Source organism: Citrobacter sp. S46_ASV_140 (assembly GCF_018919545.1).
GTDB lineage: Bacteria > Pseudomonadota > Gammaproteobacteria > Enterobacterales > Enterobacteriaceae > Citrobacter > Citrobacter braakii.
This window is the reverse complement of sequence record NZ_JAHLRC010000004.1, coordinates 83,996-106,456: the sequence shown is the minus strand read 5'-3', so window position 1 is coordinate 106,456 and position 22,461 is coordinate 83,996. Positions and strand designations below refer to the sequence as shown.

23 protein-coding genes are annotated in these 22,461 nt (G+C 48.3%); 17 read left to right on the top strand and 6 right to left on the bottom strand.

From position 1 onward, the window contains the following. The 4 genes from KQJ19_RS02730 to KQJ19_RS02715 form a co-directional block, all read left to right on the top strand. Nucleotides 1–565: hypothetical protein (locus KQJ19_RS02730; RefSeq protein ID WP_216403312.1), on the top strand; the 565-nt coding region annotated here is incomplete at its 5' end. Nucleotides 566–581: 16 nt separating this feature from the next. Continuing rightward, on the top strand, nt 582–1,196 hold the full coding sequence (locus KQJ19_RS02725; protein ID WP_200079653.1) for a type 1 fimbrial protein: 615 nt from the start codon (nt 582–584) through the stop codon (nt 1,194–1,196). 74 nt (nt 1,197–1,270) lie between these two features. Beyond that, complete coding sequence (locus KQJ19_RS02720) at nt 1,271–1,876, top strand: fimbrial protein (protein ID WP_047498925.1); 606 nt, start codon at nt 1,271–1,273, stop codon at nt 1,874–1,876. After that, a complete protein-coding gene (locus tag KQJ19_RS02715; protein WP_216403311.1) occupies nt 1,869–3,125 on the top strand; it encodes a fimbrial protein in 1,257 nt (418 codons plus the stop codon). Before KQJ19_RS02720 ends, KQJ19_RS02715 begins: the two co-directional genes overlap by 8 nt. A 62-nt stretch (nt 3,126–3,187) precedes the next feature. Here the strand turns inward: KQJ19_RS02715 and KQJ19_RS02710 are convergent, their stop codons facing one another. Together KQJ19_RS02710 and yeaG are read right to left on the bottom strand one after the other, a co-directional pair. Beyond that, nucleotides 3,188–4,471 carry a YeaH/YhbH family protein gene (locus tag KQJ19_RS02710; protein WP_047498921.1) on the bottom strand — a complete coding sequence of 428 codons (1,284 nt, stop codon included), beginning with the start codon at nt 4,469–4,471 and terminating at the stop codon, nt 3,188–3,190. Nucleotides 4,472–4,594: 123 nt separating this feature from the next. Beyond that, the gene (gene yeaG, locus KQJ19_RS02705) at nt 4,595–6,529 is read right to left on the bottom strand and encodes a protein kinase YeaG (protein ID WP_047498919.1); all 1,935 of its coding nucleotides are present in this window, start codon (nt 6,527–6,529) and stop codon (nt 4,595–4,597) included. A gap of 434 nt (nt 6,530–6,963) precedes the next feature. Between yeaG and KQJ19_RS02700 the strand changes: the two genes are divergently transcribed. From KQJ19_RS02700 to KQJ19_RS02685, 4 genes are all read left to right on the top strand, one after another. Then, nucleotides 6,964–7,710: a MipA/OmpV family protein gene (locus tag KQJ19_RS02700; protein WP_047498918.1), complete on the top strand. Its 747-nt coding sequence runs from the start codon at nt 6,964–6,966 to the stop codon at nt 7,708–7,710. 580 nt (nt 7,711–8,290) lie between these two features. Next, complete coding sequence (locus tag KQJ19_RS02695) at nt 8,291–8,533, top strand: hypothetical protein (RefSeq protein WP_019076610.1); 243 nt, start codon at nt 8,291–8,293, stop codon at nt 8,531–8,533. A gap of 10 nt (nt 8,534–8,543) precedes the next feature. Then, nucleotides 8,544–8,897: a hypothetical protein gene (locus tag KQJ19_RS02690; protein ID WP_016156306.1), complete on the top strand. Its 354-nt coding sequence runs from the start codon at nt 8,544–8,546 to the stop codon at nt 8,895–8,897. A gap of 178 nt (nt 8,898–9,075) precedes the next feature. Next, the gene (locus KQJ19_RS02685; protein WP_047498916.1) at nt 9,076–9,930 is read left to right on the top strand and encodes an aldo/keto reductase; all 855 of its coding nucleotides are present in this window, start codon (nt 9,076–9,078) and stop codon (nt 9,928–9,930) included. Nucleotides 9,931–10,025: 95 nt separating this feature from the next. Here the strand turns inward: KQJ19_RS02685 and KQJ19_RS02680 are convergent, their stop codons facing one another. Beyond that, nucleotides 10,026–10,910 carry a D-hexose-6-phosphate mutarotase gene (locus tag KQJ19_RS02680; protein WP_080858692.1) on the bottom strand — a complete coding sequence of 295 codons (885 nt, stop codon included), beginning with the start codon at nt 10,908–10,910 and terminating at the stop codon, nt 10,026–10,028. 198 nt (nt 10,911–11,108) lie between these two features. Then, nucleotides 11,109–12,104: a glyceraldehyde-3-phosphate dehydrogenase gene (gene gapA, locus KQJ19_RS02675; protein ID WP_216403310.1), complete on the bottom strand. Its 996-nt coding sequence runs from the start codon at nt 12,102–12,104 to the stop codon at nt 11,109–11,111. A 341-nt stretch (nt 12,105–12,445) separates the two neighbouring features. Between gapA and msrB the strand changes: the two genes are divergently transcribed. Both msrB and KQJ19_RS02665 read left to right on the top strand, forming a co-directional pair. Further along, a complete protein-coding gene (gene msrB, locus KQJ19_RS02670; protein ID WP_016152816.1) occupies nt 12,446–12,859 on the top strand; it encodes a peptide-methionine (R)-S-oxide reductase MsrB in 414 nt (137 codons plus the stop codon). 42 nt (nt 12,860–12,901) lie between these two features. Further along, a complete protein-coding gene (locus KQJ19_RS02665) occupies nt 12,902–13,177 on the top strand; it encodes a YeaC family protein (protein WP_016152817.1) in 276 nt (91 codons plus the stop codon). 44 nt (nt 13,178–13,221) lie between these two features. Here the strand turns inward: KQJ19_RS02665 and yajD are convergent, their stop codons facing one another. Both yajD and KQJ19_RS02655 read right to left on the bottom strand, forming a co-directional pair. After that, the gene (gene yajD / locus KQJ19_RS02660) at nt 13,222–13,566 is read right to left on the bottom strand and encodes an HNH nuclease YajD (protein ID WP_003832478.1); all 345 of its coding nucleotides are present in this window, start codon (nt 13,564–13,566) and stop codon (nt 13,222–13,224) included. A gap of 93 nt (nt 13,567–13,659) precedes the next feature. Then, nucleotides 13,660–14,913 (bottom strand): glycoside hydrolase family 18 protein, encoded by a 1,254-nt coding sequence (locus tag KQJ19_RS02655; RefSeq protein ID WP_216403309.1) that lies wholly within the window; start codon nt 14,911–14,913, stop codon nt 13,660–13,662. Nucleotides 14,914–15,207: 294 nt separating this feature from the next. Here KQJ19_RS02655 and KQJ19_RS02650 point away from each other — a divergent pair, with 294 nt between their 5' ends. The 7 genes from KQJ19_RS02650 to KQJ19_RS02620 all read left to right on the top strand — a co-directional run bounded on the left by KQJ19_RS02650 (nt 15,208) and on the right by KQJ19_RS02620 (nt 22,453). After that, nucleotides 15,208–16,284, top strand: a complete 1,077-nt coding sequence (locus KQJ19_RS02650; protein ID WP_016152819.1) for a zinc-binding dehydrogenase — start codon at nt 15,208–15,210, stop codon at nt 16,282–16,284. Between the two features lie 27 nt (nt 16,285–16,311). After that, the gene (locus KQJ19_RS02645; RefSeq protein WP_216403308.1) at nt 16,312–17,691 is read left to right on the top strand and encodes an MFS transporter; all 1,380 of its coding nucleotides are present in this window, start codon (nt 16,312–16,314) and stop codon (nt 17,689–17,691) included. Nucleotides 17,692–17,708: 17 nt separating this feature from the next. Continuing rightward, nucleotides 17,709–18,752: an NAD(P)-dependent alcohol dehydrogenase gene (locus KQJ19_RS02640; RefSeq protein WP_047498905.1), complete on the top strand. Its 1,044-nt coding sequence runs from the start codon at nt 17,709–17,711 to the stop codon at nt 18,750–18,752. Between the two features lie 24 nt (nt 18,753–18,776). Beyond that, nucleotides 18,777–19,613, top strand: coding sequence for a ketose-bisphosphate aldolase (locus tag KQJ19_RS02635; protein ID WP_016152822.1), 837 nt, complete (start codon nt 18,777–18,779; stop codon nt 19,611–19,613). A gap of 4 nt (nt 19,614–19,617) precedes the next feature. Further along, entirely contained in the window at nt 19,618–20,565 is a 948-nt protein-coding gene (locus KQJ19_RS02630; RefSeq protein ID WP_047358601.1) for a sugar kinase, read from the top strand. A 9-nt stretch (nt 20,566–20,574) separates the two neighbouring features. Further along, nucleotides 20,575–21,558 carry an aldo/keto reductase gene (locus KQJ19_RS02625; protein WP_016152824.1) on the top strand — a complete coding sequence of 328 codons (984 nt, stop codon included), beginning with the start codon at nt 20,575–20,577 and terminating at the stop codon, nt 21,556–21,558. Between the two features lie 136 nt (nt 21,559–21,694). Next, entirely contained in the window at nt 21,695–22,453 is a 759-nt protein-coding gene (locus KQJ19_RS02620; protein WP_016152825.1) for a DeoR/GlpR family DNA-binding transcription regulator, read from the top strand. Nucleotides 22,454–22,461: the final 8 nt, after the last annotated feature.

Sequence of the window (22,461 nt, the reverse complement as noted above, 5' to 3'; positions counted from 1 at the left end):
GAATAAGCATTTGGCGGGTAGGAAAGCCGCACTTATTTCAGGTTTGCTGTGCGCAGTGATGCTGAGTGGTTCCGCACTGGCTGAACGAGTCGACTTTACGGCAAGCACCCATATTAATCGTGGTACCTGTACCCTGAGTACGGGGACTGAAGGGCTGGTATATGATTTTGGCGAGGTGACGCCTGTTGTGGCATTTGCCGGGACAAGGAATATTGAGCAGTCATTCAAACTGAATAACTGTGTCGCTGTAAACAACATGACCCTTTCTTTGAGTTCCACCAGTACTACTGATATTGCCGCTGGTGCCTATAAAGGTAAATGGGTTATCCCTGCCACCGGTGGTGCGACAGGTGTGGCGTTCAAGACCGAGGTGAAAGACGATTCAACGGGGACCTATTATCCGATGCAGGCAGATAACCAAACGGTGAATACTGGCACAGATAAATTTGCGCCACAACGGAGTGTTTATATTAAGTCCACTATCGTGCCGACCGTTGCAGCGTATAGCAACATGGTTTCAGGTTCTCTGAACTCCACCGCTGTTGTAAATATTACTTATCAGTAAGAAAGGGACGCTTACAATGAAAAAAATTATCTCTGCGGTTCTGTTTTGCGCACCGCTTTCTGCTCTGGCAGCAGATGCAACTGTTGATTTAACGTTCAAAGGAACGCTGACCCAGCCAACCTGTAGTGCTGCATTTACCGGTATGGCGGGGGGGACAGATATTGCTTTTGGTAACATCAACGCATCCGATATTGTGGGCAAAGCAGACAATACTGTTATTACAGCAGCTCCGGTAAAAGATGTGTCCATACAATTGACGGGTTGTGGTGGCGGTATTACCCGTGTTTCACTAGATTTTGTCGGTACAGCACTTTCAGGGTATGGTTTTAACGGTACCGCGGCGTCTTTCGTGGATCCGCTTAATGCTAATGCATTATCTGGCCTTGGTTTTGCCATTTTCAAAGATCAAACAACAACATCGAATCTTGAAGCCCTTAGCATGAAAGCTGGCATACCAGAATCTTTCGAGCTTGCCAACCTGACCAAGACAGGTGAAACCTATAAATTACCGCTGTATGCCAAAATGGTAGTGACTAAAAACGCACTGCTTAACACTTCTGCCGCTGTCAATACCAACAGTGCGGGTAAAGATCTTAGCGCATCTGCTTATGTAAATATTGCGTACGAGTAATACCGATAAAAGCGCGCGGTAGCGTGTATGCCGTGCGCTTTTTAATCTGATATGAATATTCTGGAGCGTTTACCGTGAGTGAGTTGATAATGAAAAGAAAGGGAATTATTTCATTAGCCTTTCTGATGACACCTTACTTTATGCCTGGGAATGCTGTCGCGGCGGACGGTATTATTGCTGACGGTAGTGGGTATGGCTTAAATTTTGGCGGTGAACTAATTCAAACAACCTGCGATGTCCGTTTCAATAGTGATGTATTGTTTTTATCACCCATCGGTGTAGGGGAATTTTCAGAACAACGGCTCTCTTCCCTGAGTAAAAATTTTTCGTTGATAGTTGAAAACTGTATATTGTCTCCGATAACCGCGTCGAACATTCGCATTAGCTTCGATGCGTTGGCGAGTAATGGTAAAGCCGCGCCCGGCATATTTACCAATCAGGCCGTCGACGGTTCTGGTCAACGTATTGATAACGGCGTGGGCTTTGCGGTATTTGACCAGCGGGATAATCAGAACGTGTTAGATAATACGGGTCAGAGTCGCCTTCTGACGTACCCGATTACCCCTCAGGCTCCGCTGGCGACACCGCGTGATTATTATGTCAGATATATGCAAGCGGGAACCGCAATCACCGCCGGGCAGGTGACAGCCACATTGCTAGTGAGTGCATTTTATGATTAAGTTGATTAGATCAAAACTACGTAGTTGTCACTATTCTTTACTGATACCCGCAGTCTGTTTATATATTGTTTCAGAAAATGCCTCTGCGGTAACAGCCTCTGCAACCCTAAATGGGGGAGTGCCAAATGTTAACTACACCATGCAGGTGGATAAGCTTTTTACCGGCACTGTCGGCTCGCTGGCCGAGCAGACAGAATTTAGTTCCCCTTCAGGTGCTATGAATTGGAGATTTCCGAACAAAATTAATACGTTGAATATTTTCGGCCCTCAGGTTTTTAAAGTTGATTTCACAAGTGCAGTAGACACGTCCAGTACCACAACGTTTGGCGGTATTAAATATTATAAGGTAAGTACAGACGTAGGGAGTAACATTCCTCTCTATGTCGCTATTAGACAAGGTATCTACGACAATACAGCAGACGCCATGAGTTACTATTTTGTACCCTATCTGGAACATAATAACTCGGTGACGGAGATACAGACCATGAGTAGTTACTCCGATTGCGTAAACACGTACAACAATACAGAAGATCCTTATACTTGTAGTCTTACTATTGATATCAATCAAAATGGTACAGTTTCCGGGCGTAATGGTACGATCTATTTTTATATGCCTAAAATACCGACCAATGATATAACGTTCACCGGTATAGAGATTGCCAGGGGCAAGATCCATTCAGCATATTCAACTGATAGCTGGTACGCTGCCCGCGATTATTCGAAAAGTGTTGTTGGTAGCCAAGGCTATGACTATTTTCACTTTTTTTTATCGGGTACTTTGAGGATGGATCAGTCCTGCCAAATTAGTAATGGTCCCGTCGTTCTGGAAGTGCCTCTGGGTAACATCGTCAGTTCGACGTTTACGACGAAAGGGGGAAAACCATCGGGGTATACGCCAAAACCCACAGTCCTGACATTTTCCTGTAAACGAGACATTGGCGATACCTACGGTGCGATGAAATGGTCAATTTCACCGACCTCAGCCAGCAGTGGTTCAGGGCTGGATGGCGTGCTGGTCGCGAAACCCAGCAATGGGAACACCATTGATGGGGTGGGGGTGAAAATCACCAGCGATTCTTCAGGAAATACGCCTGTTAAGCTAGGTGGTGATAATTTGCAAGGAGCAGAGGTCATTGGCAATAAGGCAATGGCGACGTTTTATGCCTACCCGACGATGACGACAGATACCAAGCCATCTGGTGGTGGCGATTTTAGCGCGACAGCTACCGTAACCTTTGAAGTTCCCTGAGTGAATTCTGACAATCCCAGCGTCTGCTGGGATTGTCGTTTATCAGGATGGTGCTGATTCAGTTAATCTTTCACTGACGCGCCCTGTTTGTGAAAAAGCTCACGGAATACCGGATAAATATCATCCTGGTCGCGGATATGCTGCATCGCAAAGTTTTCAAACGTTGATTGCAGATGTTCGTATTCACGCCACAAGGTCTGGTGCGCGCGGCGGGTGATTTCGATATAGCTATAATATCGCACCATCGGCAGCAGTTTTTTCGCCAGAATCTCATGACACAACGGGGAATCATCCGCCCAGTTATCACCGTCCGAGGCCTGTGCGGCATAGATGTTCCACTGGGCTGGGTCGTAACGGTCTTTTACCACTTCATCCATTAACTTCAGCGCGCTGGAGACAATGGTTCCCCCGGTTTCCTGAGAGTAGAAGAACTCGTGCTCATCCACCTCTTTCGCCTGGGTATGGTGGCGAATATAAACCACTTCCACGTTTTTGTAGGTCCGACTCAAGAACAGATACAGCAAGATATAAAAACGCTTGGCCATATCTTTGGTCGACTGATCCATTGAACCGGAGACGTCCATCAGACAGAACATCACTGCCTGGCTGGAAGGATCGGGCCGTTTTTCATAATTCTTGTAGCGTAAATCAAAGGTGTCGATAAACGGCACGCGTTCGATTTTTGCCCGTAGTTCGGCAATCTCTTTGCGTAACCGTTCCTCTTCCAGCAACTGCGCTGGTTCACTTTTCGCGATGGTTTCCAGATCCGCTTCGAGCGCATGCAGTTCGCGACGCTTACCAGCCGTCATCGCTGTGCGGCGCGCCAGTGAGTTTTGCAGGGAGCGCACCACGCTAATGTTGGCAGGCACGCCGTTAGAGGTGAAACCTGCCCGGTGCGTTTTGTACTCCGTTAACTGACGCTGCTGATTCTGCTTCAGGTTAGGAAGTGCTAAATCTTCGAACAACAGATCGAGATATTCATCTTTAGAGATCTGGAAGACGAACTCATCCTGACCCTCGCCATCCTGGCTGGCCTGGCCTTGTCCGCTTCCTGAACCACCGCCGCCGCCCTGCGGGCGTTCAATGCGGTCGTTCTGCACAAAATGGTCGTTACCCGGATGCACGCGATGGCGCAAGCCGCCACGCCCCTGATGGAACATCGGTTCGCTAATATCATCAGTCGGAATAGAGACAGATTCGCCGCTATCCACATCAGTCACCGAACGCTTGTTAATGGCCTCGGAGATCGACTGTTTAATTTGCGATTTATAACGGCGTAAGAAGCGCTGGCGGTTTACCGTGCTCTTGTTTTTGCCGTTAAGACGCCGGTCAATAAACCAGGTCATAAGCCCCCCGTACTGCATTTGCCAACTTTATGCTACATCAGTAACGCCGGATGCGCTGAGCATATCCGGCCTACGGATGTGTATTGTAGGCCCGGCAAGCGTACGCGCCTCCGGGCACTTTTTTTAAGACGATTTACGTACGCGCAAATACCATTCGCACAGTAAACGCACCTGTTTACGCGTGTAGCCTTTTTCCATCATCCGGTCGACAAAATCGTCGTGTTTTTTCTGCTCGTCAGTTGAGGTTTTTGCGTTGAACGAAATGACCGGCAGCAGCTCCTCGGTATTGGAGAACATTTTCTTCTCAATGACCGTGCGCAGTTTTTCGTAACTGGTCCAGTTTGGATTGCGACCGCTGTTATTCGCTCTGGCACGCAGAACAAAGTTGACGATCTCGTTACGGAAATCTTTGGGGTTACTGATACCCGCCGGTTTCTCAATTTTCTCCAGTTCTGAGTTCAACGACTCGCGGTCAAACAGCTGACCGGTATCCGGGTCGCGATACTCCTGATCCTGAATCCAGAAATCCGCATAAGTGACATAACGGTCGAAAATGTTTTGTCCATATTCGGAATAGGATTCGAGATAAGCCGTCTGGATCTCTTTGCCAATGAACTCAGCATATTTCGGGATCAGATAGCCTTTCAGGAACTCAAGATAACGTTCTGCCAGATCCTGCGGGAACTGTTCGCGCTCGATTTGCTGCTCCAGTACGTAGAACAGATGCACCGGGTTAGCTGCCACTTCGGCGTGGTCAAAGTTAAAGACGCGTGAGAGGATCTTAAACGCGAAACGCGTGGAAAGACCGTTCATTCCCTCATCGACCCCGGCGTAATCCCGATACTCTTGATAGGACTTCGCTTTTGGATCGGTATCTTTCAGGCTTTCCCCATCGTAAACGCGCATCTTCGAGTAAATGCTCGAGTTCTCAGGCTCTTTCAGGCGAGAAAGAATGGTAAAGCGAGAGAGCGTTTCCAGCGTGCCCGGTGCGCAAGGCGCATGGGTCAGCTCACTGTGGTTAAGCAGTTTTTCGTAAATTTTGATCTCTTCGGAGATCCGCAGGCAATAAGGCACTTTGACGATGTAAACACGGTCAAGGAACGCCTCATTGTTTTTATTATTACGGAACGTCACCCATTCGGACTCGTTCGAGTGGGCAAGAATAATTCCGTTAAACGGCAGGGCAGAGATACCTTCTGTCCCGTTGTAGTTTCCTTCCTGGGTTGCGGTCAGCAAAGGATGCAGCACTTTAATCGGTGCTTTAAACATCTCAACGAACTCCATTATCCCCTGGTTTGAGCGGCACAGTGCGCCCGAATAACCGTAGGCATCAGGATCGTTCTGGGCGTGGTGTTCGAGTTTACGAATATCCACTTTCCCGACCAGCGCAGAGATATCCTGGTTGTTTTCATCACCAGGCTCCGTTTTGGCGATAGCGATCTGCTCCAGAATAGACGGCCAGACTTTGACAACGCGGAATTTTGTAATGTCCCCGCCAAAATCATGCAGACGTTTTGCAGCCCAGGGCGACATGATCGTACCGAGATAACGACGCGGGATCCCATACTCTTTCTCCAGGATCTGCGCGTCTTCCTGTGGGTTAAACAGGCATAACGGATGATCGTTTACCGGGCTACGCTCGCCGTTGGCGCTCAGGACATAAATCGGTACTCGCTGCATCAGCGACTTCAGCCGCTCAGCAAGAGATGATTTCCCCCCTCCCACAGGCCCCAGCAGATACAGAATCTGCTTCTTCTCTTCCAGACCCTGAGCCGCATGCTTCAAATAAGAAACAATCTGCTCAATGGCCTCTTCCATGCCATAAAACTCTTCAAAAGCGGGGTATCGTGCAATCACCCGATTCGAAAAGAGTCGAGAAAGACGAGGTTCGTGGGCAGTGTCGACCATGACAGGCTCACCAATAGCCATTAATAGCCGCTCTGCCGCATTGGCATAAGCGCTGCGATCTTGCCGACAAGTGGTAAGAAACTCCTGCAGCGTGAACTCTTCGTCCTTGGCAGCTTCATAACGCTGGCGATAGTGATCGAATATATTCATGGTATGCCGTCCTTTCGTTTTTTTAGCACATGTTAAGAGCCGTTCATATGAATAGTAGAGGCCCCTGAAGAGGTAAACTGAACGACGTCGCTGCTGAAGAAATAAGCAACTCTCATGCCATTGTGGTGGTCAGGAGATCAACGTATTCGGTGATACACCTTCTAAAATTAAGCGTAGATGGCATTTGCAAAACTTGCCTGTGTGCGCAAATGAATTTCAATGGCATATCAATAACTCATCCGCAAAAAAAGCACATCTTTTGTAAATAAATGGGGCAGGATTCATGCAGTGTTCACTGTCCTGCAAGCAAAATGTCATCACTCGCTGAGAAATTAGGGGGTTACATTCTGGGGTGAATCCGTAAAATAGTTGGGCTGAAGCGTATTAACGGTTAAACTTTGACCGCTACACATTTAAATAAGGAATTATTGACTGTGACCAAACTCAAACTTCTGGCACTTAGCGTGCTTATTGCCACTTCCGCTAACGTCGCACAGGCAGAGAGCAACCTGACGCTGGGCGCAGGCGTTGGTGTGGTTGAGCACCCTTACAAAGATTACGACAGTGACGTTTACCCGGTCCCGGTTGTGAGTTATGAAAGCGATAACTTCTGGTTCCGTGGTCTGGGCGGTGGTTACTACCTGTGGAATGACGATATCGATAAGCTGTCGGTGATGGCCTATTGGTCGCCAATGTACTTCAAACCGGGTGACAGCGACGACAACCGTCTGCGTAGTCTGGATAAACGTAAGAGCACCATGATGGCTGGCCTTTCTTACATTCACAACACGCAATACGGTTTCCTGCGTACCAGCCTTGCAGGGGACACGCTGGATAACAGCAATGGTATTGTATGGGATCTGGCGTGGTTATACCGCTATACCAATGGCGGTCTGACGTTGACTCCGGGGATTGGTGTCGAGTGGAACAGTGAAAACCAGAATGAATACTATTATGGTGTTTCACGCCATGAATCTGCCCGTAGCGGCTTGCGTAGCTACGATCCTGAAAGCTCCTGGAACCCGTATCTGGAGCTCAGCGCAAACTATAACTTCCTGGGCAACTGGAGCGTATACGGTACTGCGCGTTATACCCGCCTGTCTGATGAAGTGACAGACAGCCCGATGGTGGATAAATCCTGGACGGGTCTGATTTCAACGGGTGTTACCTACAAGTTCTGATGCCACTGCGTGTCAAACACTAGCCCGCAGAGATGCGGGCTTTTTTGTGCATATCAGAGATGAATATTGATCCAAAACATGTGATTTGATTTTTTGTGCTGTTTTGGCATTACATCGGCCGAAACAAATAGTTAACGTATTTTTCCTGCCGCAATTACCAAAATTAAACCTGTTGTTTGATGAGACTGAAATCTATTCGTTTGTGAATGGAAGAGTATCTGTACAGTTTCACGAATCATTGTTCTGGGAGAGTGATTTCTGGTTATGCAATATATTGATAATATTCTATTTTATAATCACGGTATAACTTCATCGTGAAACTCTCGCCACTAAAAATAGCAAGATAACTATTTTATTATTTTTTATGTAACGATGAAAGTTAACTTTCATTTGAAAAAAAGAAACTCATTAAGTTAATTTTTATTTTACATCTTTTAGGTATTTATCTGAAAAAATTAAAATTGACATTAAATAAACGATTGCAGATATTACTCCAACTTAATAAGTAAAGACAGTAACGCTGCATGGCTCAGATATTAAATGTCATGTGGTTTTCTTGCGAATAAACCTGGTAGAGATAATGAAAAAGTTAATCATGATAGCAGTGATGGGTGGGATTCTGACGGGATGTTCCACCGAGGCTTCACGCATGAGTGCTTGCGAAAGCAAGGGCGTGAGCCGCGATGCCTGCTATATCGCTGAGCAAAACCGTCAGGCGACAATCAATGCCGTAGCTGAAAAACAAGCTATGGAGAACGCGCAAAACGTATATAACTCAAATGATACTAATTCCAGTCATCACCACAAACACAATAATTATTAAGGTGTAACTTATGAAGAAATTAATAATTATCGCTGCACTGGTCGCAACATCTGCTGCTGCACCAGCCTATGCCATCAGCGAGGCTTACCGTCAGCAGTTACAGCATGAACATAAAACGATGGTCAGCGATGCTAATGCTCCGGTGCACGCCAGTAAAATCACACCCGTGCATGTGAATAAACTGGGCGTAGACTTTAAACGTGGCGCTGATGGTATTGCTTATATTAATGGCAAAGCTGCGGCAAATGATGAGAACAATGCAGACGCTCAGTCTTATAGCGCGGGCTTGATTTCCGTCATTGTCTATAAAAACGGGAAAATTAACGCGATGAAAGAGGGGAAATATTTAGGTCGCTTAAAATAACCGCAGTGCAGTTAAGATTTTCTGTCATTCGGCCCGGGAGCATTGTTTGTTGCCGGGTTTTTTATTGCCGTTGCCATAGCGGTCAACTTCCAATCTTAGAGGGTGCAATTTGTGCACCCTAACAGGACACATGCCAGTTGTTTTGCTTTACTGTGGTGCATTAACACAGGAGGGTGCGATGACAGCGAAACAGGTGATGTTTACAAAGCAGGTATCGCTGCCTGCTATTGGGCAGGGAACATGGTACATGGGCGAGGATCCTGGCCGACGTCGGGAAGAGGTTTCAGCGCTGCGGGCTGGTCTGGATCTCGGTCTGCGGCTGATCGATACCGCCGAAATGTATGCAGATGGTGCAGCGGAAGAGGTAGTGGGTGAAGCATTAACCGGGCGTCGTGATAGCGCTTTTTTAGTCTCGAAAGTATACCCCTGGAATGCCGGTGGTCAGAAAGCCATTGCCGCCTGTGAAGCGAGCCTGCGTCGACTAAAAACCGATTATCTGGATCTCTATTTGCTCCACTGGACGGGCAGTTTTTCATTTGCTGAGACCGTTGATGCCATGGAAGCACTCATTGCGCAGGGGAAAATCCGCCGCTGGGGCGTCTCTAATCTCGATTACGATGACATGCAGGCGTTATGGCAAGTCACAGGTGGGCGGGAATGTGCCACTAACCAGGTGCTTTATCATTTAGCATCGCGCGGTATTGAATATGATTTACTGCCGTGGTGCCAGCAGCAGCAGATGCCGGTCATGGCTTACAGTCCGTTGGCTCAGGCGGGGCGATTGCGCGGTGACTTGCTTTCTCACTCTGTGGTGAACGACATCGCGCACGCGCACAATGTTAGTGCTGCGCAGATTTTGCTGGCATGGGTGATCCGTCTGCCGGGCGTGATGGCGATTCCAAAAGCGGCAAGCGTAGCGCATGTCGAACAAAATGCCGCCGCGCTGGAGATAACGCTCTCTGTTGATGAGCTGAAGCAGTTAGATAAGGCATATCCAGCGCCAAAGGGTAAAACGGCGCTGGATATGGCCTGATTTGCCGAATGGCGATGCTCACGCTTCTTATCCGGCCTACGCAATGTTTGGTAGGCCGGATAAGGCGCAAGCTCCGTCAGGCTACAGACACAATTTTAGCGTTTAGCAACGCGGATAGTTTGTGCCAGGCGTGATGGTTTTTCTTCGCGGGTTTTCTGCGGCGCGGTCGCGTAAGCCGTCTCTACGCAAACAAACGTTTTATAGCCATCATCCGGCATGTCGCCCATGCTAACGGACAGCGCCGGACCCGGGTTCCAGCCCACGACATTCAGATGGTGGTGATGGACGACGTCGATATTGCGGTTGAGCGCATCATCATGGATAACGCTGCACGCTTGCGGATTCAGATAGACACGATCGGTGCGGTCCGGGAAGGTCTGGATACCATCAGCCAGCACATCTTCTTTAGCATCATTCACTTTGTCGATCAGGCGATCGCCAAGTCCACTGACTTTTACTGCCGCAATGTCACCGACGTTGAAATAGGTATGCAGCGCAGAGGTGGTTTCAAATTCACCGTGGGCTTCCAGTTCCATTTCACAGGTGGCACCTACTTTGAAACGGGCCAGCAGGCAGAACTCGTGCGGCCATAGCTGACGCGTTTCAGCGTTGCTTTGCAATTCAAACGTCAGCACCACGCCATTGTCGTCTTCATTGTGCGCTTTCAGCGTCCATGGCAGGTTGCGGGCAAAACCATGAGAAGGCAGGCCCTGCTGAGCAGCCGGACCAAACCACGGCCAGCAAATTGGTACGCCGCCACGCAGCGCTACGCCGGCTTTAAACGGGGTATTGTTACTTAGCCACAGGACTTCCTCTTCGCCGTTGGGTTTCCAGGAAAGAAGATGTGCGCCCTGCAGTGCGAAAGATGCTTTAACCTGTGGATGATCGACCACAAGAATCTCAAGTTCATCAAGCTGGCGGCGGGAGAGGACCGGGGTAATTTGTTCGATTACCGGAAGTGCAAAAATTTTATTAATCATTATGCAATCCTTTTTTTACCCTAAATAATTCGAGTTGCAGGACGGCGGCAAGTGAACGATCCCGATGAGCTTACAGAAGTAAGTGATTCGGGTGAGAGAGCATTGCCAACACACCGGTAACTTGAAGTATGACGGGTATCTTCAGGCAAAAAAAAGAGCGACCTGAGTCGCTCTTACAGATTACTGTTTCATCTCAACTTATTTGGAGATGTGAGCAATCAGGTCCAGAACTTTGTTGGAGTAGCCGGTTTCGTTGTCGTACCAGGATACCAGTTTCACGAAGTTGTCGTTCAGTGCGATACCAGCTTTAGCATCGAACACGGAAGTGCAAACTTCACCGTTGAAATCGGTAGATACTACGTCGTCTTCGGTGTAACCCAGAACGCCTTTCATCGGGCCTTCGGAAGCAGCTTTGATTGCTTTCTTAATTTCTTCGTAAGAAGCAGCTTTTTCCAGACGAACGGTCAGGTCAACAACAGATACGTTCGGGGTAGGAACGCGGAACGCCATACCAGTCAGTTTGCCGTTCAGTTCTGGCAGTACTTTACCTACAGCTTTAGCAGCACCGGTAGAGGACGGGATGATGTTCTGGGATGCGCCGCGGCCGCCGCGCCAGTCTTTGTGAGACGGGCCATCAACGGTTTTCTGAGTAGCGGTGGTCGCGTGAACAGTAGTCATCAGACCTTCGATGATGCCGAAGTTGTCGTTGATAACTTTAGCCAGCGGAGCCAGGCAGTTAGTGGTGCAGGAAGCGTTAGAAACGATGTCCTGACCTTCGTATTTGTCAAAGTTAGCGCCTTTAACAAACATCGGAGTGTTATCTTTGGACGGACCAGTCAGAACCACTTTTTTCGCGCCAGCAGTGATGTGCTTACGAGCGGTTTCATCTGTCAGGAACAGGCCAGTAGCTTCAGCTACTACGTCAACACCAACTTCGTCCCATTTCAGGTTAGCCGGATCACGTTCAGCGGTAACACGGATTTTTTTACCGTTCACGATCAGATGACCGTCTTTCACTTCAACGGTACCGTTGAAACGGCCGTGAGTGGAGTCATATTTCAGCATGTAAGCCATGTAGTCAGCGTCTAACAGGTCGTTGATTGCAACGATCTCGATGTCAGAGCGTGCTTGAGCAGCACGGAAAACAATGCGACCGATACGGCCAAAACCGTTGATACCTACTTTGATAGTCATATATTCCACCAGCTATTTGTTAGTGAATAAAAGGTTGCCTGTAAAATTACAAAAACCTTACGCAGCGTCAAGCGGAATCGTGTCAATCATTGCGACAAATCAATCTGCTGCTTAAGCTTTGCGCAACTGACTCGCCTCACTCTTCCTTTGGGCTTGAAACCACATGGGGTCGGCGGCCCGAATTTTAAAGGGCAATCAAGATAAAAACGTGATTGTGATCACGAATTGCAGGCTGCCATTTCGCACGGATCAAGTTTAGAACAAAAGTTCGCACTCTGGTGTTAATGTTTTGTTAGAATCTGTCTCGCGATGTGAGTTTAGATAAAGCGAGATGTGAGCAAATGGCTAATCAACCTTCTCCAGAAGAACTAAAAAAAAATTTAACCGAAATGCAGTTCTACGTGACGCAGAATCACGGGACAGAACCACCATTTACCGGGCGTTTGCTGCACAACAAGCGTGACGGCATCTACCACTGTTTGGTCTGCGACAAACCGCTATTTCGTTCCGAGACAAAATATGACTCTGGCTGCGGCTGGCCCAGCTTTTACGAGCCTGTCAGCGCAGAGGCTATCCGTTACATTAAAGATACTTCACACGGTATGCAGCGCATTGAAATCCGCTGTGGTAACTGTGATGCGCACCTGGGGCATGTCTTCCCGGATGGTCCGCAACCTACCGGTGAACGTTACTGCGTTAACTCAGCCTCTTTGAACTTCACCGATGGTGAAAACGGTGAGCAGACCAAAGGCTGAAGAAACGATTCAGCAAATTATTCTACGGAGAGTGGATTTAACATGAATCTTGATGAGATGATCAACAGCATGACGCCGGAAGTTTATCAGCGCTTATCAACTGCCGTTGAACTCGGAAAATGGCCGGATGGCGTGGCGCTAACGGCAGAACAAAAAGAGAACTGCTTACAGCTGGTGATGCTGTGGCAGGCGCGAAACAATATTGACGCGCAGCATATGACGATTGATACCAACGGTGAGATGGTGATGAAGAGTAAGCAGCAGTTGAAAGTGGAGTTTGGTATTACGCCCGAACCCATTGCGACGTTTAAATCCTGATTACTCAGGCCCGGCAAACATCTATGTCGGGCCCGCAGTTGAAGTTATTTCTTGTTCATCATCGCCTTCAGATCGGCGAACGGATTATATTTCGCTTCGCCCACCGCTTTCTGCGCATCTTCGCCTGCAACCACCGTTGAACCATACTGGTCCGCTTCCGTATATTTGGAATGTTCGTGATCGTGGCAGTACAGGCACAACATTTCCCAGTTGCTACCATCTTCCGGGTTATTGGAGTGATCGTGATCGATATGGTGTACCGTCAATTCGCGCAAATTTGAGTACACGAACTCACGGGAACAACGTCCGCAGACCCAGGGGAAGAGTTTAAGCGCCTTTTCCCGGTAACCGACTTCCAGACGGGCGTAATTTTTAGGGATAAAAGCCATAAAGCTCATGCCTCCAGTAGAAAATGAAAAGCTGCGCCAAAAGCTGGCGCAGCAGAATGCGATAATCATAACCTATTGTGTCAGGCGTTGGGATCAGTGTTTGATGCCTAACGAATCGGCTAACTGCTTCGCCAACTGGTTTTGGTCATCCGCACCGTATTCCCAGAACATGGCGCCTCCCAGCCCCTTGCTCTTGATGTAGTCAGCCTTGATCGCTACCGAGCGCGGGTTTTCATAAGAGAGGGCAAAGAGCGCTTTTCCCTCCACAGACTGCACTGACAGCCACGGCACTTTTGCTTCATCATCCCAATGCTGGCTAAAGCGCTTTTGCGGATCGTTGATCAATTTCGCCACAATGTCGTTGTACTTCACATAGGTATCTTTGCTCAGATCGACGCCCAGTGATTTGAACAATTCAATTTGCGCGGGCCCGAAATAGGGCTGGGTAACAGGGTTTTTCTGTGCGTCAGGTTTGCTCCAGTCAATGCCTGGCTCAACAGCGCGTTTCGGTACGCGACCATAAAAACCAATGCCCAGGTTCATCTGACTCGCTTTTAGACCGGCAGCAAGATAGTTGTTGACCACAAAATCAGCGCTGTACTTATCCGCCGCGGCGACTGTCGGCCATTGTGTCGAATCGTACAGGTTCGAGTTGAAATACTGCGTACCGTAAGCCATGTCATAGGTCATCAGGTTTATGTAGTCGAGCGATGGCGCAATGGCTTTCACATCCACCCAGCTTTTCGGGCTTTCCGCATTTGCGCCCACGGCGATAGTCAGTAGTTTTTTATGCCCCAATGCGGCGCGGAGCTCTTTTAACAGTGCGGTAAAGTTAGCTCGGTCGGCCGGTTGACTTTCGACCAGTCCCCAGGCGCCGTTGACCGGGTATTCCCAGTCGAGGTCGATGCCATCAAGGCCATATTTCGCAATTATCTCCTGAGCAGACTGAATAAACACCGCGCGCGATTCTTTCGTTGCCGCCGCGCCTGAGAATCCACGTGCCCCCCAACCACCGACGGAAAGCAATACTTTCAGGTTCGGATTCTGTTTACGCAGCTGTGGAATTTTCAGTAAATCATCCTGCACTTTCGGTGAAAGCCAAATCTGATGCAGCTTACTGGTGTCTTTTAAGGCGTCATTGGTCTCGTCTTTTTCGTTGTTGTAGACAAGGCCAAACGAATAGTTGAGATGGGTTATCTGACGAACATCCAGTTTATTGATGTCACCACCAGGACCGGCAGTGACGTCGCCGCCACCATTGAAGTAGCCAACTGACATCAGTGAACTGGCGGAAACAACGCTGGCGCAAAGCAGGGGTAATGCTGCCAACAAAGGCAATAGTTTCATCGGTGTTCCTCTTTGACATTTAAACAAGCAAACACGCCACGGAAATGGCGTGGCGAAAAAAACAGCACCTGCAGGTTAACAGTTTCATAACAGGAAAAATGCGAAGGTGTTCACGTCATTTTAACCAAGCGGCTGCTGTGTCTTTGGCTTTCAATTCATTTTGGCACTTATTTGTGATCTAAGTTGTGAAATGCAGATCATAATCTGTGTTTTAAAGATTTTGTGTTGACCTCAAAAATTATATGGATAAGTATGATGCCAGGTGATGCAAAACTAAACACAAAGGAAAATTCAATGAAAGCACTGGCAAGATTTGGCAAGAGCTTTGGCGGCTACAAGATGATTGATGTCCCGGAACCGATATGCGGCCCGGATGACGTAGTGATTGAAATCAAGGCGGCAGCTATCTGCGGCGCGGACATGAAACACTACAATGTCGACAGTGGGTCCGACCAGTTCAATTCGATTCGTGGTCACGAATTTGCCGGCCAAATTGTGCAGGTTGGCGATAAGGTTAAGGACTGGAAAGTCGGTCAGCGAGTGGTTTCTGACAACAGCGGGCACGTCTGCGGCGTTTGTCCGTCTTGCGAACAAGGTGATTTTCTTTGTTGTACAGAAAAGGTGAATTTAGGTCTGGATAACAATACCTGGGGAGGGGGGTTTTCGAAATACTGTCTGGTCCCTGGGGAGATCCTCAAAATTCACCGTCATGCGCTGTGGGAAATCCCAACAGGCGTTGATTATGAAGAGGCGGCTGTACTCGATCCCATCTGCAATGCCTACAAATCTATCGCCCAGCAATCCAAATTTCTTCCGGGTCAGGATGTGGTGGTTTTTGGTACCGGCCCGCTGGGACTTTTTTCGGTACAAATGGCGCGCATTATGGGGGCCGTTAATATCGTGATGGTCGGGCTGGAAGACGATGTCGCGGTACGTTTCCCGATAGCCAAAGAAATGGGGGCCACGGCTGTCGTCAACGGTTCAACCGAAGATGTGGTCGCACGTTGTCAGGAGATCTGCGGGAAAGACAATCTGGGACTGGTCATCGAATGTTCTGGTGCCAATATTGCCCTGAAACAATCTATCGAAATGCTGCGTCCTAACGGTGAAGTCGTCCGCGTGGGGATGGGCTTCAAACCTCTCGATTTTTCTATTAACGACATCACTGCGTGGAATAAAAGCATCATTGGTCATATGGCCTACGATTCCACTTCCTGGCGCAATGCTATTCGCCTGCTCGCTAGCGGTGCGATAAAAGTCAAACCGATGATCACTCACCGTATCGGCTTATCGCAATGGCGAGAAGGTTTTGACGCGATGGTCGATAAGACCGCGATTAAGGTCATCATGACCTACGACTTTGATGAATAACCCCATTTATTAAAGGAAGGTTCCCGGATGGAACAGATAGCAAAACCACACTGCGGCGCGAGGTTGGACAGGCTGCCTGACTGTCGCTGGCATACGTCTATGTTTGCCATGGTTGCCTTCGGATTACTGGTTTGCTGGAGTAATGCCGTCGGCGGATTAATTCTCGCGCAATTAAAAGAACTTGGCTGGACTGATAATTCCACCACCGCCACATTCTCTGCCATTACGACGGCTGGAATGTTTCTCGGTGCGCTCGGGGGGGGAATTATTGGCGATAAGATCGGGCGTAAAAATGCATTTATTCTGTATGAAGCGATTCATATTTTTTCTATGATCGTTGGTGCGTTTTCACCCAATATGACCTTCCTGATCGCCTGTCGTTTTGTGATGGGAGTTGGATTAGGCGCGCTGCTGGTCACCTTATTTGCCGGGTTTACCGAATATATGCCTGGCAGAAATCGTGGTACCTGGTCGAGTCGGGTCTCGTTTATCGGCAACTGGTCTTATCCGCTCTGTTCACTGATCGCGATGGGGCTGACGCCACTTATCAGCGTGGAATGGAACTGGCGCGTACAGCTGTTGATTCCTGCGGTGCTGTCGCTCATAGCAACCGTTATTGCCTGGCGCAGTTTCCCTGAGTCGCCTCGCTGGCTGGAGTCTCGCGGGCGCTACCAGGAAGCCGAAAAGGTGATGCGGGCAATTGAAGAAGGTGTTATTCGACAGACCGGTAAGCCTCTTCCGCCAGTCGTGATAAAGGATGATGGCAAACAACCTCGTTCTGTACCGTACTCCGCCTTATTAACAGGTGTATTGCTGAAGCGGGTTATTTTGGGTTCTTTTGTTCTGATTGCCATGAACGTCGTTCAGTACACCTTAATTAACTGGCTACCGACAATATTTATGACCCAGGGTATTAATCTGAAAGACTCCATTGTCTTAAATACCATGAGCATGTTCGGTGCGCCATTTGGGATTTTTATCGCCATGCTGGTAATGGATAAAATTCCGAGAAAAACAATGGGGGTGGGGTTATTAGTGTTAATTGCTGTGCTGGGTTATATCTATTCGCTGCAAACCAGTATGCTGCTAATTACATTAATCGGTTTTTTCCTGATTACTTTTGTTTATATGTATGTTTGTTATGCCTCCGCTGTGTACGTTCCGGAAATATGGCCGACCGAAGCGAAACTTCGCGGTTCGGGACTGGCCAACGCTGTCGGGCGTGTCAGTGGTATCGCCGCACCTTATGCAGTCGCAGTATTACTTAATGGTTACGGCGTGACAGGGGTGTTTGTACTGCTAGGTGCGGTCTCCATTATTGTCGCCATTGCCATTGCTACCATCGGAATTGAAACCAAAGGCGTCTCTGTCGAAAGTCTCGGGATTGATGCAGTTACCAGCAAATAATATTGACGGGAAATAAAATGAAAAACTCGAAAGCGATATTAAAAACGCCGGGCACGATGAAAATCATCGCCGCCGATATTCCGGTGCCCAATGAGCATGAAGTGCTGATCAAAGTTGAATACGTTGGTATTTGCGGTTCAGATGTTCACGGTTTTGAATCAGGTCCTTTTATTCCGCCGAAAGATCCTAATCAGGAAATTGGTTTGGGGCATGAATGCGCCGGTACGGTGGTGGCGGTAGGGAACCGTGTAACCAAATTTAAACCGGGTGATCGGGTGAATATTGAACCCGGTGTACCGTGCGGTCACTGCCGCTACTGCCTGGAAGGGAAATACAATATCTGCCCGGACGTCGATTTTATGGCTACGCAGCCCAACTACCGCGGCGCGCTAACCCACTATCTGTGTCATCCGGAGAGTTTCACTTACAAATTGCCCGATAACATGGACACCCTGGAAGGTGCGCTGGTGGAGCCAGCGGCGGTGGGTATGCATGCTGCAATGCTGGCAGACGTTAAACCGGGTAAGAAAATCGTCATTCTTGGGGCGGGGTGTATTGGTTTAATGACTTTGCAGGCGTGTAAATGTTTGGGCGCAACCGAGATCGCGGTGGTTGATGTGCTGGAAAAACGTCTGGCGATGGCTGAACAACTCGGGGCGACAACCGTTATAAACGGTGCAAAAGAGGACACCATTGTCCGCTGCCAGCAGTTCTCTGGCGATATGGGCGCGGACATTGTTTTCGAAACTGCCGGTTCAGCCATAACCGTTAAGCAGGCGCCGTATCTGGTGATGCGCGGCGGGAAAATCATGATCGTTGGTACAGTACCTGGTGATTCCGCAATTAATTTCCTCAAAATTAACCGTGAAGTGTCTATTCAGACCGTTTTCCGTTACGCCAACCGCTATCCGGTTACTATTGAAGCCATATCCTCCGGTCGGTTCGATGTGAAATCGATGGTGACGCATATTTACGATTATGCAGATGTTCAGCGCGCGTTTGATGAATCCGTTAATAACAAAAGCGAAATTATTAAAGGCGTAATTAAAGTAAATCATTAATTTATCGGAAAGGGAGAAATAACTATGCTGGCAGATATTAAATATTGGGAAAATGATGCCCAAAATAAACATTATGCGATTGCTCACTTTAACGTGTGGAATGCGGAAATGCTAATGGGGGTGATTGATGCGGCGGAAGAATCGAAATCGCCGGTGATTATCTCTTTCGGTACTGGTTTTGTGGGTAATACCTCGTTCGAAGATTTTTCGCACATGATGGTTTCAATGGCTAAAAAGGCCTCGGTTCCAGTTATTACCCACTGGGATCACGGACGTAGCATGGAGATTATCCATAACGCCTGGACTCATGGTATGAATTCGCTGATGCGTGATGCCTCTGCCTTTGATTTCGAAGAGAATATTCGTCTGACAAAAGAGGCCGTGGATTTTTTCCATCCGCTGGGTGTGCCGGTCGAAGCTGAGCTGGGCCATGTGGGCAATGAAACGGTGTACGAAGAAGCGCTCGCGGGTTATCACTATACCGATCCGAACCAGGCGGCGGAATTTGTCGAGCGTACCGGCTGCGATTCTCTGGCGGTGGCGATTGGTAACCAGCACGGCGTCTATACCTCAGAGCCGAAACTGAATTTCGACGTGGTTAAACGCGTGCGGGAAGCCGTATCCGTGCCACTGGTGTTGCATGGTGCGTCGGGTATCAGCGATGCGGATATCAAAAAAGCCATTTCATTAGGTATCTCTAAAATCAACATTCATACCGAACTGTGCCAGGCTGCCATGGTGGCAGTGCAGGAGAACCAGAATCAGCCCTTCCTGCACGTTGAACGTGAAGTTCGCAAAGCGGTAAAAGAGCGCGCGCTGGAGAAAATTAAATTGTTTGGTTCTGACGGTAAAGCGGAATGACAACATGGATAATATCGAGGTTATTTGTATAGGGGCAGCTATTGTTGATATTCCCTTACAGCCGGTGAGTAAAAATATTTTTGATGTTGATTCTTATCCGTTAGAAAGAATAGCGATGACAACCGGCGGCGACGCAATTAATGAAGCGACTATTATTTCTCGTCTCGGCCATCGTACAGCGTTAATGAGCCGGGTAGGTGCTGATGCAGCAGGTCATTTTATTCTCGACCACTGTCGTCGGGAGAATATAGATATTCAGAGCCTGAAGCAGGATGCCGCAATTGATACATCTATTAACGTGGGATTAGTCACCGCCGATGGCGAGCGTACTTTCGTGACTAACCGTAACGGCAGCCTGTGGAAGCTGAATATCAGCGATGTTGATTTTGACCGCTTCTCTCAAGCAAAGCTGCTGTCGCTGGCGAGTATTTTTAATAGCCCGTTACTGGATAGCGATGCACTGACGGCAATTTTCGCTCAGGCGAAAGCGCATCGGTTAATTATCTGTGCGGATATGATCAAACCGCGGCTTAATGAAACACTGAAAGATATTCGACAGGCATTGAGCTACGTGGATTATCTGTTTCCTAATTTTGAGGAGGCCAAACTGCTCACCGGGAAAGAGACGCTGGATGACATTGCCGACAGTTTCCTGAACTGCGGCGTGAAAACAGTCGTGATTAAGACCGGCAAGAGAGGCTGCTTTATCAAACGTGTCGATATGAAAATCGAGGTTCCAGCCGTTTCGGGAATTACCGCCATCGACACTATCGGCGCGGGAGACAATTTTGCCTCGGGATTTATTTCCGCGCTGCTTGAAGGCAAAACACTGCGTGAGTGCGCGCTGTTTGCTAATGCAACGGCGGCCATATCGGTTTTGAGCGTAGGGGCCACGACGGGTGTGAAGAACAGAAAGCTGGTTGAACAACTTCTCGATGAATATGAAGGATAATAGCGGCAGATGAAAATGATTCCTTTAGGCAGTACGGATATTACGCTTTCCCGCATGGGATTAGGCACATGGGCGATTGGCGGCGGTCCGGCGTGGAACGGCGATCTCGATCTGCAGGTCTGTATTGATACCATTGTTGAGGCGCATCGCTGCGGTATTAATTTGATTGATACCGCGCCAGGTTACAACTTCGGCAATAGTGAAGTGATTGTCGGGCAGGCGCTGAAAAAACTGCCGCGTAACGATATCGTTGTTGAAACCAAATGCGGCATCGTCTGGGAGCGAACAGGAAGTTTGTTTAACAAAGTGGGCGACCGGCAGTTGTATAAAAATCTCACACCCGAGTCGATTCGCGAAGAGGTGGATGCCAGTTTGCAAAGACTGGGTATTGAGAGCATTGATATCTACATGACCCACTGGCAGTCGGTCGAACCCTGTTTTACGCCGATTGCGGAAACCGTCGATACACTAAACGCACTCAAGAAAGAGGGGAAAATTCGTTCTATCGGTGCGGCTAACGTCGATGCGGAACATATCAGGGAGTATCTCAAACACGGTGAGCTGGATATCATCCAGGCCAAGTACAGCATCCTTGACCGGGCACTGGAAGCTGAACTGCTGCCGTTATGTCAGCAGCATGGCATCGTCGTGCAGGTATATTCACCGCTTGAGCAGGGTCTACTGACCGGAACTATTGATCGCGATTATGTCCCTGGCGGGGCGCGGGCCAACAAAGTCTGGTTCCAACGAGACAATATGCTACGGGTGATTGACATGCTTGAGCAATGGCGGCCGTTGTGCGAAAAATACCGCTGCACAATCCCCGCGCTGGCACTGGCGTGGATTTTAAAGCAAAGCGATTTAATCACCTTGCTGAGCGGCGCAACCGCACCTGAACAGGTCCGTGATAATGTTCAGGCGTTAACGATTCCCCTGACCGATGATGATTCTTTATTGATGAGGCGAATGGCTGAGGCGTTGGATACAAAATAAGCCAAATGGGGTTCACCTCTGTTTCTGTGTAAAATAGCACTAAAATCTGTGATTCAGACATGTTATTTTGAAAATAAACATGGCCTGTGAGATACTTGGGTCTTATTATTACTTTGCAGCAAACAGAGGTGTCATCGTGGCGGCAAAAGACAGGATTCAGGCCATTAAGCAAATGGTGGTGAATGATAAGAAAGTAGCGGTATCTAATTTAAGTTCGATCTTTCAGGTGACTGAAGAAACGATTCGCCGCGATCTGGAAAAACTGGAAGATGAAGGTTTTTTGACCCGAACATATGGCGGTGCTGTACTCAATACAACCGCGTTGTCCGACAATATCCATTTTTATAAGCGTGCAAAATCTTTTTTTGAAGAAAAGCAGATCATTGCCCGTAATGCATTACCGTTCATTAAAAATAAGACCACCATGGCTGCCGACGCCAGCAGTACCGCGATGGAATTATTGAAACTGTTGAAGGAAAGAAACGATCTGACGCTACTGACCAACTCGGCTGAAGCTTTTCATGAACTTGCACAGTCAGAAATTAACGTTGTTTCTACTGGCGGTGAATTAAATAAGAATACGCTGTCGCTTCAGGGAAGGATCACCAAGGAGATTATCAGCCGCTATCATGTTGATATCCTGGTAATGAGCTGCAAAGGTCTGGATATGCAGAGCGGAGCGCTTGACTCTAACGAAGCGGAAGCGGAAATCAAAAAGACGATGATCCGCCAGGCGACCGAGGTGGCTCTGTTGGTTGATCATTCGAAGTTCGATCGTAAAGCGTTCGTCCAGCTCGTGGACTTTAGCCATATTAATTACCTAATAACCAATAAGGCACCGGGTGCAGAGTGGATTGCATTTTGCAAAGAAAATAATATTCAACTCGTATATTAATTTTAACG

Excerpts from the sequence above, each read along its gene's own strand:
- KQJ19_RS02725 (WP_200079653.1), top strand. The coding sequence starts at position 582 with ATGAAAAAAATTATCTCTGCGGTTCTGTTTTGCGCACCGCTTTCTGCT.
- KQJ19_RS02715 (WP_216403311.1), top strand. The coding sequence starts at position 1,869 with ATGATTAAGTTGATTAGATCAAAACTACGTAGTTGTCACTATTCTTTA.
- KQJ19_RS02710 (WP_047498921.1), bottom strand. The coding sequence starts at position 4,471 with ATGACCTGGTTTATTGACCGGCGTCTTAACGGCAAAAACAAGAGCACG.
- yeaG (WP_047498919.1), bottom strand. The coding sequence starts at position 6,529 with ATGAATATATTCGATCACTATCGCCAGCGTTATGAAGCTGCCAAGGAC.
- KQJ19_RS02695 (WP_019076610.1), top strand. The coding sequence starts at position 8,291 with ATGAAAAAGTTAATCATGATAGCAGTGATGGGTGGGATTCTGACGGGA.
- KQJ19_RS02690 (WP_016156306.1), top strand. The coding sequence starts at position 8,544 with ATGAAGAAATTAATAATTATCGCTGCACTGGTCGCAACATCTGCTGCT.
- KQJ19_RS02685 (WP_047498916.1), top strand. The coding sequence starts at position 9,076 with ATGACAGCGAAACAGGTGATGTTTACAAAGCAGGTATCGCTGCCTGCT.
- KQJ19_RS02680 (WP_080858692.1), bottom strand. The coding sequence starts at position 10,910 with ATGATTAATAAAATTTTTGCACTTCCGGTAATCGAACAAATTACCCCG.
- gapA (WP_216403310.1), bottom strand. The coding sequence starts at position 12,104 with ATGACTATCAAAGTAGGTATCAACGGTTTTGGCCGTATCGGTCGCATT.
- msrB (WP_016152816.1), top strand. The coding sequence starts at position 12,446 with ATGGCTAATCAACCTTCTCCAGAAGAACTAAAAAAAAATTTAACCGAA.
- KQJ19_RS02665 (WP_016152817.1), top strand. The coding sequence starts at position 12,902 with ATGAATCTTGATGAGATGATCAACAGCATGACGCCGGAAGTTTATCAG.
- yajD (WP_003832478.1), bottom strand. The coding sequence starts at position 13,566 with ATGGCTTTTATCCCTAAAAATTACGCCCGTCTGGAAGTCGGTTACCGG.
- KQJ19_RS02655 (WP_216403309.1), bottom strand. The coding sequence starts at position 14,913 with ATGAAACTATTGCCTTTGTTGGCAGCATTACCCCTGCTTTGCGCCAGC.
- KQJ19_RS02650 (WP_016152819.1), top strand. The coding sequence starts at position 15,208 with ATGAAAGCACTGGCAAGATTTGGCAAGAGCTTTGGCGGCTACAAGATG.
- KQJ19_RS02645 (WP_216403308.1), top strand. The coding sequence starts at position 16,312 with ATGGAACAGATAGCAAAACCACACTGCGGCGCGAGGTTGGACAGGCTG.
- KQJ19_RS02640 (WP_047498905.1), top strand. The coding sequence starts at position 17,709 with ATGAAAAACTCGAAAGCGATATTAAAAACGCCGGGCACGATGAAAATC.
- KQJ19_RS02635 (WP_016152822.1), top strand. The coding sequence starts at position 18,777 with ATGCTGGCAGATATTAAATATTGGGAAAATGATGCCCAAAATAAACAT.
- KQJ19_RS02630 (WP_047358601.1), top strand. The coding sequence starts at position 19,618 with ATGGATAATATCGAGGTTATTTGTATAGGGGCAGCTATTGTTGATATT.
- KQJ19_RS02625 (WP_016152824.1), top strand. The coding sequence starts at position 20,575 with ATGAAAATGATTCCTTTAGGCAGTACGGATATTACGCTTTCCCGCATG.